Genomic DNA, 15591 nt, shown 5'->3' with positions numbered 1-15591 from the left:
TCAATCCGCACGCAACTCGGGCAGGGTGAAATCCATGAAGCGCTGTTCCTCGGCGATGGTGGCGGCATCGATCACGCCGCCGGTGCCATCGCCCACGGTTTGAATCGCTTCCAACTGCCACATCGCCACGAGGGCGATGGCCAATTCAGCTGTCACGCGCGTGTTGAGATCGATGCTTTCCTTGAGTTCGTCCATGTCATCGATCAGCCCGACGAGCCGGTCGACGCGTTCGAGCGACTGGCCCGCATCATCATAGCTGTTCTGGGCCGCGGCCGAGACGAGCGCACCGGTTGTGGCTTGCGTCGCCACGCGATTGGCACCGGGATTGCCGCTGGTGGCCATTTCTGAGAGCGTATCGTCGTCAAATCCGAGATCGGCCAGGACCCGGTCCATCTGGGTTTCGATCTCGCCCGCGCCGGAGCCAGAGAGGCCGGAGAAGTCACCCGTCTTGATGGCTTCGATGGTGGCGAGGATGTCGCCGAACTCCTGGTCGAGCAGGCCATTCAACTCGTCTTCCATCTCGGTGCGGATGATTTCCGGCAGTTCGGCAAGGCGGGTGAGGGCTTCATAGGTTCTTTGCAGCTCCGCGAGTTGGTCCGTGAGTGTGGCAAGCTGTTCGCGGAGCTGCGTCAGCTGCTCGTTCTGCAGGATCTCGTCTTCGATCATCTGCCGGAGCTGCTGGATGTTTTGCGCGATGTTCTGGGTGTCGACCACGGGCACACCTTGCGCCAGGGCAGGGGAGAGGGTTCCCAAGTGTAGGCCAATCCCAAGTGTCGTGGCCAAGGCCGTTCTCATGAGTAAATGCCCCATCAGTCTATCTCCCTGATCGTGAATTCCATGAACGCGCCCTCCGCCATACGGGCGCTGGCCTGGGCCAATTCTTCGGCCGAGAGCACGCGGGTGCGCGCCGCCTGAAGCCGCATGCGGACTGCGACGAGGCGCACCAGTTCGGCGCGAGCATAGGTGTTGAGCGCGATGCTCTCTTGAACGTCTTCGGTCTCGGAAATTCGCTCGACGATGTCTGCGATGCGCAGGGCGGCCTGTCGGATCGCGGCAGGCGAGTTGCTGCCATAGAAGGCCGCGCCATGCCCGGTGATCGAGAGGTTGGTATTGGCGAGAAGCGCGGGATCGATCGTTCCGAGCGCTTCGATGCCGCCGATGCGGCTTAGGTAGAGATTGTAACGTTCGGGGATGACCTGAACGTAATGCTGTGTCTCGGCGAAAGGCGGCACGCCCCCATATTCGAACACGCGGCCGGGTCCGGCGTTATATGCGGCGAGTGCGTTGATGATATTGCCATCGAAGGTGTTGAGTTGGGCCGCTAGGTACCGCGCTCCACCATGCACCTGCAGGTAGGGGCTGTCATAATACTCCGGGTTGATTCCGAGATCGCTGGCAGTGCCGGGCATGATCTGGGTGAGGCCAAAGGCGCCGACCGGCGAGCGGGCGCCGATGGTGAAGCGGCTTTCCTGCCAGATGAGCGCCTGCAGCAGGGCCCGCCATTGAACCGGCGAGAGACCCGCGCGCCCCACGCCGGCAAAGCCGCTTGTCTCTTGGGCGACGCGGATGATGAGCTGCTCTATGTTTTCTGCCGCATCCCCGAACATCTGTGCGCCGCCGGGATTGGGATCAATGTCGGCACTGCCGTAGACAGCTTCAACGGACCGTGCCGGATCGCCGCTGCCGCTTTCCAGCCCGGAGACCATGGCTGGCAAGACCTGACCGCCAAAACTTGTCTGGGCATCGAGGATGCGCTGCAGTGTGGCAAGTTGCTCGCGTTCAATCTCGGCAATGAGTTCGCGCACCGAGAGCTTGTCTGCTTGCACAGCCAGATCCGCCTCGCGATCGCCGGTCTCAATGATATCGCGCGCGGTCAACCCGCTGTCATTGGTCGGCACACCTTGGGACAGGGCGAGACCGGGCAACAGGCAAAGGGCCAGGATATGAGCCAACCTAGACTTCAATGTCGCCCTCCGGCGTATCTAGAGGCGTAAAGGTGCAATCAGGCGCGACAGGTGCCGTGGACGCGAGGAATGTGAAGCAGTTCGCCTGCGGTTCCTGATACTGGGCGCAGGAGGCCAAAGCGCCGAGGCTGGCGAGAAGCAACAAAATGCGGGTCATGATAGCCTCCAGAAGTCTGGTCGGTCGCGGTAATCGGCGCCGACGAGCGCCTCGCCTTTCTCCATGCCGCCGAGGATGGTGAGATTGGGCCCGAGGGCGCTCAGATCGGCATCGACCACGATGGAGCCCTGGTCATCGCGGATGAGCGCGAGGCGGCTGTCGCTGCCGGTGTTGAGAAGCACATCGAGTTCCTTCTCATAGAGGTTCAGCATCGCGTAATCGGCGGCATGGGCGCGGATGTTCGGAAGCAGGATCTGCGTCGGCACGGCCTCGACGATGGTCTTGCCAGTCCGGGTGCGCTCGAGCTGGCTGGCGTATTGCGTCATCATCACCGCGACGGTGTTTTGCTTACGCGCGGTGACCAGCCAGTTCGACAGCCGCTCGGCGAAATACGCGTTGTCGAGGGCCTTCCAGGCCTCGTCGATCACGATTATCGTGGGGCGCCGATCCTCGATCTCGCGCTCGACCCGTCGGAAGAGATAGGAGAGAACGGCCATCCGCTCCTTCTCGGCCTCGCTGTCGAGAATGCCAGTGAGATCGAAGCCGACCACATCGCCCTTCAGCGAGAAGGTGTCTTCCAGCGTCTGTCCGAAGATCCAGCCGTAACGGCCCTCCTCGGTCCATTCGAGCAGGCGCTGGTGCAGATCGCCGCCATCGTCGGTGGACACAAAAAGTGATGCGAAATCCCGCCAGTTCCTCAGGGCGGGGCTCAAAGCCTGCGCGTTCTGGCGGACGACCTCCTGGATGCGGTTGGTCTGTGCCGGCGTGAGCGACTTATCGGCGCGATAGAGCAGGGTCGCCAGCCAATCCGAGAGCCACGCGGTGCCGCGACTATCGGTTTCAGTCCAAAGCGGGTTGAGCCCAGTAGGTTGCCCCGCTTTCAGGGACGCATAGCGTCCGCCATTGGCGCGGACCGCCATCTCCATACCGAGACGGTAATCGAAGACGAAGATCCGCGCCCCTACTCGACGGGCCTGGGTCATGAGGAAGGCCGAGAGCACCGATTTGCCGGATCCGGGTCGTCCCATGATCAGTGTATGCCCGCTGGTGGGTTCTTTCTCGGGAGATCCCTGCTCGTGATAGGAAAACCGATAGGCGCTCTGCTCGGGCGTGGGCAGATAGGTGATGACCTGACCCCAGGGCGTCCTCGAGGCAGGCTTGCCAAGCTGCGTCCGATGAAACGCCGCGAAATCCGCGAAGTTGCGATTGGTGATCGCGCTGGCGCGCACGCGCTTGGGCTGATTGCCGGGATGTTGGCTGAGGTAATGCGCCTTGGCGGCCACCCGCTCGCCGATCATCTTCACGCCTTCGGCGGCGGCGGCGTTGACGATCTCGGCGCTCAGCGTCTGCAGCTCGTCGAGCGTATCGCAGAAGATTGTCACCACCATGTGGTGCTCGCCGAAGCTTTGGCGTTTGGCTTCGAGATCATCAGCGGCGATGTCGAGGGCTTCCATCAGCGACAGTGCCGCATCCTGGCTGGCCTGCATCTGGCGCTTTTGCCGCTTGATGCGGCCCGCCATGAGGTTCGAATTGATCGGCGTGAAGGAATGCGTGACGATCATGTCGACCGGCAGGTTCAGCATATCGAACATGGTGCACGAGGTTGCCTCGGAATATTCCCCGATGGTGAAGCTCTTGCCGTAGCGATGCCCCACCACGCCTTCGGAAAGCTCGAAGTAATCTCCCTGAAACGTCACGCGGGTATTGGCCACGTTGAACGACAGGAAGCCGTAGGTATTGGCGGGGTAGAGCGGCAGTTCCCGCCCAGTGTTGAGCGCCCCCAGAAACCCGATCAACTCGCCACTTTCGGCCGTAATTACGCGCGGGTTCAGCTCGGTCAGGCCTGACACGAACACACTCACAGCCTCGCCCAGACGACGCAGACGCCTCTCGGTTGCTTCTTTCAGCTGGTCCGGCGCGCTTCGGTTCAGGAAGGGCAGGACGCTTTTCGGGGGCGGGCGGTGAATGACTGTGAGTGTCAGGGTCTTGTCGCGCAGACCGCTTGTTTCGAGTTTCGCGCGCCAGAGCCGGTCAACGTCTCCAGCAAAACTGTCCTCACGCACGGGCTCGAGGTCCGGCGTGATCACTTTCGAGACCTTGTGGACGTAATAGCTGAACTCCGGCCCCAGCTGCGCGATGATCCGGGCGAAGAGCGCCGTCACCTTGTCGAGATAGCCATCATCGGTTGTATAGCTGTTGACCCCGTCGAGCCGGATGCACTGGAAAAGTTCATTGACCCGTGTCCGTATGGTCCGGTCATCGACCAGGCTGACGTAAGGAAGCATATGCGCGAGGCGGGTTTCGCGCGCATACCAGTCCGGCGTCATTGTGCGGAGATCGAGGGCTTCATCCCCAGCTTCATCACGGGGCATAGCTGTCCCCGCCGTGAATGCTGCGATTCCGCGTCGGCGGTGTCTCTTGCAGCGCCGTCATCATCACGTCGATGAAGCGCGGATCCCAGTCCGCGGCCTTCCAAAGCACGGGATAGAGCAGGGCGGCCACGCCCAATACTGCGATGTGCTGCACCCAGACGAAGAGGAGCACCGAGCCGAAGAGCCAGACCATTGCGTACATGATGGGCAGGCCCAGAAGCTTCGGCGGCCGCACAAGACCCAGAAAGAGGGGCGAGCGCTCAGCCACCGGCGAAGACCGCGGCAACGATGGTGGGAGCGGCAGCGACACCGGCGATGCCAACAAGCACCCAGAGTGCCTGTCGCAGATCGATTATGTTGAAGAACCAGCTCAAGAAGACACCCAGAACGGCGAGGGTGGCGATCACGACGCCTAGCGGGCCGGTCAGTGCATCGACGATGCCCTGCAAAAGGCTCTGAATCGGGGAAAGATCGATGCTTTGCGCAAGGGCGGGTTCGGCAATGAGCAGGAAGAGCGCCAGTGAGGCAACGAATAGATTTGAAATCTGTCTCAAGAATTTGATCCTTCCAATCGGGCCACGACGGCCATGACACGGGCCACGTGTTTCTGGGTTTCTCTGTAGGGGGGAATGCCGCCGTTCTGGCGCACCGCATCCGGGCCCGCGTTGTAGGCCGCGAGGGCAAGACGCGGATCACCAAAAGCTTCCAGCATCATCGCAAGGTAGCGGGCGGAGCCGTCCAGGTTCTGCAGCGGATCACGCGGGTCGACGCCGAGGTCGCGCGCCGTCGCTGGCATCAACTGCCCGAGGCCGATGGCGCCAGCGCTCGAGATGGCATCTTGCCGGTACGCACTCTCGACCTCGATATTGGCGCGATAGAGTGTCAGCCAATCACGAACCGAGAGTTCCGTGCGGCGCAACCCGGGATGCCCGGCGTAGCGAAGGGCGGTGGCCTCGATGGCAGTCAGAACTTCGGCGCGGGGTAGGGGAGCACGCCGCGTGGGCACCGCCAATTGGATGTCTTCTGGCTCAGCATCTCGTTTACCAAAGATCGGCAGATTATCTGACGCCGAACCCTGGCCGATGCCGTCATTGTAATTGCGGGCAAAACTGTCCTGAGAGCGAGACGGGGTCAGAGAGCCATCGCTCTCCATGACCAGCACCATTTGCGCGGTAGACGGGCCCGCCAGAAACCAGAAAAGGAAAAGGCTACTTGCTGCCGCCTTTGTCGGTCGCAGCCAGCTTGTGTGTTGTCCGCTGGCCTTCTTCGAGCGGGACATCGGCATGGGAGAATCCGATCCCGATGAGGAAGGACACCACGCCCGTGATGGTTTTGAACTCTCGGACTTTGATGTCGTTATAAGTCGTCCGGGTGCGGGCAGTGACCAGCAGCTTCTCAACGCCGTCGTCAGAGGCGACGCGCATGATCCAGACCCCATAATAACTCGGGCCCTTCTTGTGTGCCGACTCCTGGCACAGGATTTCAGCGCTATAGCCACTTTCCACGAGTTCGCGGAAACGTGCTTCCGTAACCACATTTGGTGCTTCGATGTCCCAGTTCATGGCCCGGCTCATGCTTTCTTCAAAGCGCAACGCCCGGGCATTCTCACTTGAAGCCCAGAGTTACGATAGTATACTATTAACTGCAAGGGTATATTGCAGCAGATACGGCTGTATCTTGGTTACGCAAACACTAGGCATGGTCATTGACGTCTATCAAGGAAAATAGGGGTTTTAAAAACCTGCGGTTGAGCCAATGGGTGGCGATGCATGCTGTGGCATTGCTGATGCTCGTTCCGGTCGCAAGCCAAGCGGAATCCTGTCTCGCTCCGGTCCGGCCATTCGTTCCAAGCGATTCGCAGGCCGCCCGGGATTATGTGGACATCATCCGACGGGACTTCGAGGTCTACATCACGGACATCCAGGATTACTTCCGCTGCCTCGAGCAAGAGCGTGCGCGTGCTTTTGAGGAAGCCCGCGAAGTCAGTCAGGACTATGGTCGGTTTCTCGAGCTGGTGGGGGATTGATGGGCCTCTGGGCATGCACCAGACTTGCACGCCTTGGAAACCAGACGCCGATAACACCCTCAAATATCTACTTTTTAGATAACAGATTTCATCCGCTAGCGACGTCACAAAAGGTATGTGACGCGTGGCGAAAACTATCAGAAGCAAAGGTCAGGAGGCTCTGTGCCGGGCGTTGGTCGACGCCCGGAATAAAGCAGGACTCAGCCAGAAAGAATTGGCGGTCAAACTCAGGCATCACCAGTCGTTCGTGGCCCGTGTCGAAAGCGGAGAGCGCCGAATTGACGTCGTTGAGCTTATCCAATTGTCACGTGCCGTCGGATTTGACCCCTTCGAGATATTGGCGATCGTCGAAGCCGCCACGGAGCCCGACCATAAGATTTGAGAACAATGTAATTTTGGGACGCTCCGCTTTGTGCGCCCCTAGGTGAAGTGAGCTCTTCAACGCAGAGCAGTTAGCCAACATCCCCCAAGCGCGGCATGCGGTGCAGGCGAGCACCGCAGTTCGTCACGCTGCAATATCAAAGCCACAGTGCAGGAAGTCCGTAAACAGTGAACGATGATAAAGGTGAGGGCGTCGCGATCGCAAATCTGATCGGGACCGATGGGCGCAGCATTGTTGGTTGGGTTTATCGCTGGAGTACAGGCGGGCATGCGGTGATGTGGGACGTCCGCGGGCCTCAGCCGGTGTCGGAAATCCGGCCGGATCTCACTGCGGAACAGAAACAGGAAATTGACTTCGACGCGCTCACGCAGATCGGAAGAGACGAGGGCGGATAGGCTCCTTAGCTTGCCGCCAGTTCATATTGATGGAGATTGCCTGCTTGATTCCAGACGTTAGAGCCGCACGCGGCGAATGCGGACTCCGAGCCCAAACTACCAAACTTTTGCGATGCAACGAATGGTTGCGTTTGCGCGGGTTTGCCGATTTGGGATGATCCTGCATTGCAACTACGCCCCAAGAAGTGCGTCGATCACCGCGCATTCGGGTGCGGCATCGCCTGTGCATCGGGCGACAGTTTCCGACAGGACTCGCTCAATGCGCTCAAGATCAGCGATTTTTGCCTTCACATCTTCAAGGTGCGCTTCAGCAACAGTCTGGACCTGAGCGCACGTCTGGGTGCGGTCGTCCACCAATCCGAGCAGCCCCCGAATTTCTTCCAACGAGAACCCGAGATCGCGTGACCGCATCACGAACTTCAACCGTCTGACATGGGTGTCGTCATAGCTGCGATAGCCCTTCGGGGTGCGCGGCGGGTCCGGCATTATCCCCACTGTCTCGTAATACCGGATGGTTTCGAGATTGCAGCCCGTGGCCCGGGTGAGATCGACACGCCGAAGTGCTTTCACGCCTATGTTATCCATTTTCCATGAATACTCCCTTGAGCCTGTATCAACTACAGACATTAGGAATGTGCAAACAGCTGATCAAGGACGATTCGATGAACCAAAGTGTGAGCGCAGAGATTTCAGACCAAGATGGCCAAGAAAATAACGTTATAGCCAAGGGCTGGGGTGCGACCGGGTTTGGCGTACTGGGCGCTTTGGCGATGACGTCCTGCTGCATCCTGCCGCTTGTGCTGGTGAGTTTCGGCGTGACGGGTGTCTTCATCGCGCAGCTCGGCGCGCTTTACGCCTACAAATGGTACACCTTCGCGCTGAGCGCGGCGTTCCTCGGCTACGGGTTCTACAAGGCCTACAAGCCGGTGCCTGCTGAGTCCTGCGCGGACGGCACCTGTTCCCGCCCAATCAATCGCACTGATATGCGTGCGACCCTTTGGGGCGCAACAGCTGTCGTCGCTGTGGCGATGGCCTTTCCCTACATCACGCCCTTCATCCTGAAATTCTGAGCAAGGATCAAACCTATGAAACATATTCTGCTATCATCAGCGCTGGCGGTCGCCGCGCTTTCCTCACAGGCTCTCGCGGAAGAACAGACGGTCGAGATTGAGGTCAGCGAACTCACTTGTCCGTCCTGCTCGTTCATCGTTGCAAGTTCGATGCGCGGCGTCCCGTCTGTCGAGATCAACGACTTCGCGGAGGGTCCGGAATACGGTCATGGAGTTTACAACGTCACCTTTGACGATGCCGAGGCCAGTGTAGAACGGATCATCGAGGCAGTGATGGCGAATGGCTATCCGGCTCAAGTCCTGTCGGACCCTGCGTCCTGACGATCGGGGCATTTCTATGCGTGACAACCTCATGGGCGGCCTTCTGGCCTTCGGTGTCGCTGCACCGATCATGATCGTCTGTTGCGGAGGCGGAACGGCTCTACTTGCCGCAGTGTTCGGCGGCGTTGGAGCCTGGCTGTCGGGGTTGGGCGGCATTGCTATCGCTTTGGTGGCCGCGCTCGCGTTTCTTGTCGTCCGCGAAGTCCGCCGCGCCAGCAAACGACCAGAAGAAATAGGCCACTCTTCCGACAGAAAGAATACGACTTGACCCAAACCACTGAAAACCCCGACCGCTTGCTAAAATGGGGGCTGGGCGGCGCGCTGTTTGCAGCGCTGTGCTGCTTCACACCCCTGCTTGTTGTGGTCGTGGCCGGGGTCGGCCTGTCGGCGTTCACCGGCTGGCTCGACTACGGGCTGTTTCCGCTTATGTTTTTTAGCCTTGCTGTCGTCGTTCAGGCGCTCTGGCTGCGGGCAGGCCGTCCGGGGCCAAGCCCGAAACTCTGGGCGACGGCCCTCGCCGCTCTGCTGTCGGTCCTCATCATCTGGCTTGAGTTCCGCTTTGCCCTCCGCATCACCATCGGTGCTTTCGCGGCTGTCGGCCTCTACGCCATTTTTCTCAATCGAATGAAATCCAAAGGAGCCACACAATGATGATGGGAACCTGCACGGGCCTCGGCATGTTCTTCGGAATGCTTGGTATGCTGACACCGCTGATCGCCATCGCCGCTATTCTGTATCTGGTCTTTGCCAAACGGCAGACCGCTGAAACTCAAGAGGCGCAATAACATGAAAGACCGAAGACAGAATGACGGCGGAAACGGTGGCTACGACCTGATCGTCATCGGTGCGGGATCGGCGGGTTTCTCCGCGTCGATCACGGCCGCTGACGCAGGCAAGCGCGTTGCCCTTGTCGGGCATGGCACCATTGGCGGCACCTGCGTGAACGTCGGCTGTGTGCCGTCCAAGGCGATGATCCGGGCGGCCGAGGCGATCCACGGCGCGCATGCAGCCAAGCGGTTTCCCGGCCTGTCCGGTCACGCCCAAGTCGATGACTGGCAAGCGCTGATCCAGTCCAAGGACGATCTGGTGGCGACCCTACGCCAGAAGAAATACGCCGACCTGTTGCCGGAATATGCCGGAGTTGACTACATCGACGCCGGTCCCGCGCGGCTGGTCGAAGGTGGCGTCATCGTTGGCGGTCGCACTCTGACCGCACCGAAACTGATCATCGCCACAGGCGGTCGCCCGGTTCTGCCTTCGATTGACGGGATCGAGGAGATCGGCGCACTCGACAGCACCAGCCTGCTGGACCTCGAAACCCTGCCGGACAGCCTGATCTTCATCGGCGCAGGCTATATCGGTGCCGAGCTGGCGCAGATGATGAGCCGAATGGGCGTGAAGGTCACGCTGGTGGCACGGTCACACTTGCTGCCCGGTGCCGAACCGGAGGTCTCCGAAGTGCTAGCTGACGCCTTCACCGCCGAGGGCATCACGCTTCTGACGGGTTTGAGTTATGACAGCGTGCGCCGCGATGAGACCGGCGTGACCCTGCGAGCCATCCGGGACGGTGAACCCGTTGAGGTTACGGCAGATCATCTGGTTTCCACCGCAGGACGGCGGGCCAATACGGATGGTATGGGCTTGTCAGAAATCGGCGTGGAGACCAACGCGGGCGGGTCCATCGTTATCGGCGACGACATGCAGACTACGGTGCCGGGCATCTATGCGGCAGGCGATGTGACCGACCGGGACCAGTTCGTCTATATGGCGGCATACGGCGCGAAGCTGGCCGTAAAAAACGCCGTTCTGGGCGAGGCGCACCGCTATGACAATGCCGTCATGCCCTGGGTCGTGTTCTCCGATCCGCAGGTGGCCGGGGTCGGACTGAGCGAGCAACAGGCGCGGGATGCCGGGTTTGATGTGAAAACCTCCATCGTGCCGCTCGACCAGGTGCCGCGCGCGCTGGCCGCCCGTGACACGCGCGGATTGATCAAGCTGGTGGCAGACAGGAAGACCGACAGGCTGCTGGGTGGCCAGATCATCGCGCCCGAGGGGTCCGATACGATCCAGACACTGGTTATGGCGCTGAAGTTCGGCATGACGACCAAGGCACTTGGGGAGACGATCTTTCCGTATCTGACCACCGTGGAAGGTCTGAAACTGGCGGCGCAGACCTTCGATATGGACGTGGCCAAGCTCAGCTGCTGCGCCGGATAAAAGATCGAACCAAGGACCGGAATATGAATGAGAAGTATGACCTGATCGTCATCGGGGCGGGCATGGCCGGGGTGGCGGCGGCGAATAAATGCGGCGCGGCGGGCTGGCGCGTGGCCATTGTCGATGCGCTGCCCTATGGTGGAACCTGCGCCCTGCGCGGCTGCGATCCCAAGAAAATCCTCCGGCGCGGCGCGGAAATCGTCGATGCGGCGCGGCTGCTGGACGGCAAGGGGATCGACCCGGCCGGGCTGGCGGTCAACTGGTCCGATCTGATGGCCCACAAGCGCGGCTTTACCGATCCAGTGCCGGGCAAGATTGAGAAAGGCCTGAAGGGCAACGGCGTTGAAACACTACATGGTGCCGCCAGGTTCATCGGCGACAATACACTCGAAGTTAACGGAAGGGCCTACGACGCTCGCCGTTTCCTCGTCGCAGCTGGAGCGATCCCGAGACCCCTCAGCTTCGCCGGTGCCGGTCTGATGATCGACAGCACGGAGTTTCTGAACCTTGAGGTTCTGCCCAAGCGCATCCTTTTTGTTGGCGGCGGGTTCGTGTCTTTCGAATTTGCCCACATCGCGGCACGGGCCGGTGCCGCGCCGATCATCGTGGATCGCGGCGCGAGACCGCTAAAAGGCTTTGATCCCGATCTGGTCGAAATGCTGGTCGAGCGCAGCGCCGATGTCGGAGCGGAGTTGCAGCGCGAAACCGAGATCGTCTCGATTTCCAAGTCCGGTGCTGCCTTCGCGGTCGAAGTGACGTCGGGCGGCGAGACCAGGACCGTCGAGACCGATCTGGTTGTTCATGGCGCGGGACGCATTGCAGCGCTCACCGATCTGAATCTTGAAGCCGCCGGTGTCGACTATGGCGACAAGGGCATTGTCGTGGCCCCGCATCTGCAAAGTACGTCCAACAGAGTGGTCTTTGCTGCGGGAGATTCCGCCGATACCGAGGGGATGCCTCTGACACCTGTCGCCGTCATCGAGGGCAAGGTCGCAGCCTCCAACATGCTCAAGGACGCCGAGATCGCGCCGGATTACTCCGGTATCCCGACGGCGGTATTCACCGTGCCTGAACTGACCCGCGTTGGGATGCTTGAAGCTGAGGCCCGTGAAGCCGGGCATGATGTCGATGTGCGCTTCACCGACACGGGTGGGTGGTATTCAAACTACCGGATCGGTGAGAAGTCCGCCGCCGCGAAGATTTTGATCAACAAGTCGGACGACAGGATTCTCGGGGCGCATCTATTCGGCCCGGAATACGGCGAACTGATCAACTTCTTTGGGTTGGCGATCAAGCTGGGGCTGACCGCGAAACAACTCAAGTCGATGACCGCCGCCTATCCGAGTGTTGGATCGGATCTGGGATCGTTGCTCTGAACGGGGACAATATATGGCTGTAGACCAGATCAAAGCCGGGAAGTAAGTCTGACCCGATGAAAACGGTTCTGATCTACTTCGCCGCCGCGCTTGCCGAAATTGCCGGATGCTTCGCATTCTGGGCCTGGTTCCGGCTGGACAAGAACGTGTTCTGGCTGGCACCGGGGATGCTATCCTTGGCCGCTTTCGCCTGGCTACTGGCGCTCAGCCCCGCCGATCAGGCGGGACGCGCCTATGCGGTCTACGGTGGCGTCTACATCGTATCGTCCTTGCTGTGGCTATGGGTTGTGGAAGGTCATCGTCCGGATCATTGGGATGCTATTGGAGCGGGCATTTGCCTTGTCGGTGCAGGTATTATCCTTTGGGCACCGCGTGGAGTCTGAGAAGCATTCACTGACGGCGTAAAGCGGTCACTGGTGTAGAGGCAGCGAATTCACTCTTTTGTCCGCTCAACTGACCTTGGCATCGACAGCAGCGAACGACCGGTGATTGAGTAACTCCGAGTACTTGGGCCGACACGGATGAATGCCAACGCAGTCTTTGTCGGCGCTAGTAGTTCACCTGCTCAAAGCCGTAGTTCCCTTCATAGTCACGCCAGTCGACGAAGACAGAACGGTGATAGATGCTAGGGCAATTCTGGCCCCAGCGTTCGAGGCCGATATGGGCGGACGGTAGGGCGGTGATGGAAGACCTCCGCCAAGCGAAGTCGCCTTGGGTTCCGTATGTGCCGAGGACCACGGTGGCGCTACGGTTGCAGTCGCCGTCACGCCCGGATTCGTGCTGTCGCGCATACCGGACATCAAAGACTCGGATTGATCGTACGAAGTTGAACTCAGGTCCGCTGATATCGATGTCCGCGCGATCCTGAACGAGCCGAAGGGCCCGGTCTGCGGGAACAAGGTGATCTGGAGCTTCTGGAGTGCGCCAAGCAACCTCAATTGGGTCAGCCGCATCGCGGGCTGGAAAAGATTGTCGCGGTGCAGTGCTGTTGTTCTGGAAGAACACTTCAAAGATGCGGTCTGCACTGTCTGCTGCTGGAGCGGTCTCAAGTGACGCGCCCATGGGACAGCGCCAGATTTGAAGCGGAGGTTCCACCGGCCAAGGCGTAATGCGTCGGATGAATTCGGCTCGCGCTCGGGCGCAAGGGACAGAAGCGGGCCAACCGCCAGACAAGCACAGGAGGATCGCGCAATCGATCGGGTATGTCTGCGCGCGGGCGGGCATCGGCAGCGACGTACTTGTCAAAGTCAAAGCGACTGCGACCGAGGGGAGGAGCTTCTTGAGTGGAAAATGCATGCTGAGGACCCAATGTGACAGGACTCAGCATACATACGAAAATATACTATCGCAACACGTTGTAAATCCCATTCAGAAATGTCACTGGCTGTGCAAAGCAGAAACGTCACCACAGGGCGCTACGGGAGCAAGGCTTTGCAGCCCGGAGACCCCAAATATCGGAGGGCTGAAAAGCCTTGCGGGTGTCAGTGGAAAAGCTGGCGTTTCTCTTTCTTGGTGAAGAAGGCAGCGAGCCCTTCTTCTTCCACAGTCTTCTCGAACTGCTTCCAAGCAAGGCCGTCCGCGATGAACGGGTTATCGAAAACGGTTGAGGTGCCAAACTCGTTTACGACTTCCAAGATCCAGCTCGGATCAATGTCCGTTTTATAGATCTCGACCGTCAGAAAATGCCCGTCGATCTCTACATCGGCGCACAGGTCTGAGAAAATCACTTCAACATCGTCATCGGTATTCATGGACCAAACTTGAGGCTATTCCGCTGCTTGTGCAATCTTCTTCTTGGCCCGCGATCCTGGCGGTCTGCCTGGCCGACGCCCGTTCGGCTTGTAGCCCATCTTCTCTGAGTTTGTCCGCACCTTCGGCTTAGGCGGTGCGGCGTCCTGCATCTCTTTGACATAGGCCAGAACCGCACCGAGCCGCTTGTTCTCGGTGATGGCTGCATGGGTGACGCGCTGGTCCATATCAAAGATCCTGTAGGGCAGGGCTTGGCCTTTCCAGCGTACCTCGAACCGCCCATCCACAAAGACATAGGTGTCCACATATTTGCCGACCAGAGCGCGTGACAGCTCGTTCTCTTCGAGCATGATCCGCTTGCGGTCATAGGAAAACGTGAGCTGCTTGCCGACATAGCGGTTCTCACGCCAGCACAACACTTCCGCCAGCCGATCCGGCTCCACATTCAACGCCCGGTGCAGGTTGTCCGGTTTGGCCGGGGCCTTGGCAAATTTGGCGTTAAAGCGGCTCTTAAAGCCTTCAAGAAAAGCGTTTCCGGCTTTCATGTCCGAAACGCCTGCCAGCCTCAGTTCTTTGACAAGCCGGTCCTGAAGCGTGCGGTTGGCCCGTTCTACGCGACCTTTGGCCTGAGAGCTGTTGGCGCACAGGATCTCGATGTTCAGCTCATTCAACGCACGCCCGAACTGGGTCATGCCTGCACCATTCCTGGCGTCTTCTTTGGCAACTCGAAATACCGAATGCTTGTCGCTGTAAAAGGCCACTGGGCGGCCATGCTGAACCAAATAACTGTCCAACGCCTCGAAATAGCTGAACGTGCTCTCGGACTTCACAAACCGCAGCTCCATCAAGGTGCTGGTGGCATCATCGATGAAAACGAGCAGGGTGCAGGGATCACCCCGATCCTCAAACCAACGGTGATCGGAGCCATCAATCTGGATCAGCTCACCATAGCATTCGCGCCGTAAGCGAGGTTGATGGAAGGTCCGGCGCTGTTTCCGCGAGAGCCAGATGCCGTCTTCGATCATCCATTTGCGCACGGTCTCGCGAGACACTGTGAACCCGTGATGCTCAGCCAGCTTCTCAGCTGCCAGTGTTGGGCCGAAATCCGGGTAATTCTCTTTGATCAGGCTCAGAGCATAATCGCGCTTTGCATGATGGATACGATTGTTTGGAGGTTTGCCGCGCGCCTTATGCCGGATCGCTGAGGCGCCATCCTGCCGGTATCGCTTGAGAAGCCGGAACACTTGCCGCCTTGTCAGATTCAGCAGGTTTGCCGCATTGTCTACCGTCAGCCGACCATCATCGACCTGCGCCAAAACCTCAACGCGGTTCAAATCGCGCTCGCTCATCATAACCCATCCCATGTCCACTCATCCTCGCTATCGTATGCGAGGAGAGTGACACTTCTGAATTGCTCATGGGTGACATTATCGCTTTGCGCTGATGGCTCAAGGGTCGTTGCGACAGTATCCGCTATCTCAGTTTCATCATCTCTTCTCTGAACGCCTCGAGTGGGGTGCGCCATCCAAGGCACTTTCTAGGCGTGCCGTTCAGGCGGTCAC

The 15591-nt window shown here is 59.6% G+C and carries 23 protein-coding genes; 11 read left to right on the top strand and 12 right to left on the bottom strand.

Annotated features, from left to right (window positions below; genetic code table 11):
- Genes SM764_RS15485 through SM764_RS15450 form a run of 8 tightly spaced genes read right to left on the bottom strand, consistent with a single transcriptional unit; the run spans position 1 to position 6055 of the window.
- Complete coding sequence (locus SM764_RS15485) at positions 1-810, bottom strand: type IV secretion system protein (protein WP_274830645.1); 810 nt, start codon at positions 808-810, stop codon at positions 1-3.
- A complete protein-coding gene (locus SM764_RS15480; protein ID WP_368981893.1) occupies positions 810-1898 on the bottom strand; it encodes a lytic transglycosylase domain-containing protein in 1089 nt (362 codons plus the stop codon). The genes SM764_RS15485 and SM764_RS15480 overlap by 1 nt, the downstream gene beginning before the upstream one ends.
- A gap of 55 nt (positions 1899-1953) precedes the next feature.
- Positions 1954-2121: a hypothetical protein gene (locus SM764_RS15475; protein ID WP_274830643.1), complete on the bottom strand. Its 168-nt coding sequence runs from the start codon at positions 2119-2121 to the stop codon at positions 1954-1956.
- Positions 2118-4493 carry a VirB4 family type IV secretion/conjugal transfer ATPase gene (locus SM764_RS15470; RefSeq protein ID WP_274830642.1) on the bottom strand — a complete coding sequence of 792 codons (2376 nt, stop codon included), beginning with the start codon at positions 4491-4493 and terminating at the stop codon, positions 2118-2120. The genes SM764_RS15475 and SM764_RS15470 overlap by 4 nt, the downstream gene beginning before the upstream one ends.
- On the bottom strand, positions 4483-4761 hold the full coding sequence (locus tag SM764_RS15465; protein ID WP_008327373.1) for a VirB3 family type IV secretion system protein: 279 nt from the start codon (positions 4759-4761) through the stop codon (positions 4483-4485). Before SM764_RS15465 ends, SM764_RS15470 begins: the two co-directional genes overlap by 11 nt.
- On the bottom strand, positions 4754-5047 hold the full coding sequence (locus SM764_RS15460) for a TrbC/VirB2 family protein (RefSeq protein ID WP_012187323.1): 294 nt from the start codon (positions 5045-5047) through the stop codon (positions 4754-4756). Before SM764_RS15460 ends, SM764_RS15465 begins: the two co-directional genes overlap by 8 nt.
- Positions 5044-5658, bottom strand: coding sequence for a lytic transglycosylase domain-containing protein (locus SM764_RS15455; RefSeq protein WP_369002212.1), 615 nt, complete (start codon positions 5656-5658; stop codon positions 5044-5046). Before SM764_RS15455 ends, SM764_RS15460 begins: the two co-directional genes overlap by 4 nt.
- A gap of 43 nt (positions 5659-5701) precedes the next feature.
- A complete protein-coding gene (locus SM764_RS15450; RefSeq protein WP_274830640.1) occupies positions 5702-6055 on the bottom strand; it encodes a hypothetical protein in 354 nt (117 codons plus the stop codon).
- Between the two features lie 203 nt (positions 6056-6258).
- On the opposite strand from SM764_RS15450, the gene SM764_RS15445 reads away from it, so the two are divergent.
- From SM764_RS15445 to SM764_RS15435, 3 genes are all read left to right on the top strand, one after another.
- On the top strand, positions 6259-6519 hold the full coding sequence (locus tag SM764_RS15445) for a hypothetical protein (RefSeq protein ID WP_274830685.1): 261 nt from the start codon (positions 6259-6261) through the stop codon (positions 6517-6519).
- A gap of 124 nt (positions 6520-6643) precedes the next feature.
- The gene (locus SM764_RS15440; protein ID WP_274830639.1) at positions 6644-6901 is read left to right on the top strand and encodes a helix-turn-helix domain-containing protein; all 258 of its coding nucleotides are present in this window, start codon (positions 6644-6646) and stop codon (positions 6899-6901) included.
- Positions 6902-7068: 167 nt separating this feature from the next.
- On the top strand, positions 7069-7296 hold the full coding sequence (locus tag SM764_RS15435) for a hypothetical protein (RefSeq protein ID WP_274830638.1): 228 nt from the start codon (positions 7069-7071) through the stop codon (positions 7294-7296).
- A 171-nt stretch (positions 7297-7467) separates the two neighbouring features.
- Here SM764_RS15435 and SM764_RS15430 read toward each other — a convergent pair whose 3' ends face one another.
- Positions 7468-7881, bottom strand: coding sequence for a MerR family transcriptional regulator (locus SM764_RS15430; RefSeq protein WP_274830637.1), 414 nt, complete (start codon positions 7879-7881; stop codon positions 7468-7470).
- Between the two features lie 17 nt (positions 7882-7898).
- On the opposite strand from SM764_RS15430, the gene SM764_RS15425 reads away from it, so the two are divergent.
- The 8 genes from SM764_RS15425 to SM764_RS15390 are packed head-to-tail and all read left to right on the top strand — an operon-like array spanning position 7899 to position 12663.
- Positions 7899-8366, top strand: coding sequence for a mercuric transporter MerT family protein (locus tag SM764_RS15425; RefSeq protein ID WP_274834178.1), 468 nt, complete (start codon positions 7899-7901; stop codon positions 8364-8366).
- A 15-nt stretch (positions 8367-8381) separates the two neighbouring features.
- Positions 8382-8687, top strand: a complete 306-nt coding sequence (locus tag SM764_RS15420) for a heavy-metal-associated domain-containing protein (RefSeq protein WP_274830635.1) — start codon at positions 8382-8384, stop codon at positions 8685-8687.
- A gap of 16 nt (positions 8688-8703) precedes the next feature.
- A complete protein-coding gene (locus tag SM764_RS15415; protein ID WP_274830634.1) occupies positions 8704-8955 on the top strand; it encodes a hypothetical protein in 252 nt (83 codons plus the stop codon).
- Positions 8952-9338, top strand: coding sequence for a mercury resistance system transport protein MerF (gene merF, locus SM764_RS15410; protein WP_274830633.1), 387 nt, complete (start codon positions 8952-8954; stop codon positions 9336-9338). The genes SM764_RS15415 and merF overlap by 4 nt, the downstream gene beginning before the upstream one ends.
- Positions 9335-9472 carry a hypothetical protein gene (locus tag SM764_RS15405; RefSeq protein ID WP_274830632.1) on the top strand — a complete coding sequence of 46 codons (138 nt, stop codon included), beginning with the start codon at positions 9335-9337 and terminating at the stop codon, positions 9470-9472. Before merF ends, SM764_RS15405 begins: the two co-directional genes overlap by 4 nt.
- Before the next feature lies 1 nt (position 9473).
- Positions 9474-10904, top strand: a complete 1431-nt coding sequence (merA, locus tag SM764_RS15400) for a mercury(II) reductase (RefSeq protein WP_274830631.1) — start codon at positions 9474-9476, stop codon at positions 10902-10904.
- A gap of 23 nt (positions 10905-10927) precedes the next feature.
- Positions 10928-12280 carry a dihydrolipoyl dehydrogenase family protein gene (locus tag SM764_RS15395; RefSeq protein ID WP_274830630.1) on the top strand — a complete coding sequence of 451 codons (1353 nt, stop codon included), beginning with the start codon at positions 10928-10930 and terminating at the stop codon, positions 12278-12280.
- 56 nt (positions 12281-12336) lie between these two features.
- Positions 12337-12663: a YnfA family protein gene (locus SM764_RS15390; protein ID WP_274830629.1), complete on the top strand. Its 327-nt coding sequence runs from the start codon at positions 12337-12339 to the stop codon at positions 12661-12663.
- Positions 12664-12829: 166 nt separating this feature from the next.
- Here SM764_RS15390 and SM764_RS15385 read toward each other — a convergent pair whose 3' ends face one another.
- From SM764_RS15385 to SM764_RS15375, 3 genes are all read right to left on the bottom strand, one after another.
- On the bottom strand, positions 12830-13576 hold the full coding sequence (locus SM764_RS15385) for a hypothetical protein (RefSeq protein WP_274830628.1): 747 nt from the start codon (positions 13574-13576) through the stop codon (positions 12830-12832).
- Between the two features lie 185 nt (positions 13577-13761).
- The gene (locus SM764_RS15380; protein ID WP_274830627.1) at positions 13762-14031 is read right to left on the bottom strand and encodes a hypothetical protein; all 270 of its coding nucleotides are present in this window, start codon (positions 14029-14031) and stop codon (positions 13762-13764) included.
- A 15-nt stretch (positions 14032-14046) separates the two neighbouring features.
- Positions 14047-15393 carry an ISNCY family transposase gene (locus tag SM764_RS15375; protein ID WP_274830626.1) on the bottom strand — a complete coding sequence of 449 codons (1347 nt, stop codon included), beginning with the start codon at positions 15391-15393 and terminating at the stop codon, positions 14047-14049.
- Positions 15394-15591 lie beyond the last annotated feature (198 nt).

The organism is Pseudophaeobacter sp. 1A16562, from assembly GCF_041008785.1.
Lineage (GTDB): Bacteria > Pseudomonadota > Alphaproteobacteria > Rhodobacterales > Rhodobacteraceae > Phycobacter > Phycobacter gallaeciensis_A.
This window is presented reverse-complemented; position numbering and strand designations above follow the sequence as displayed.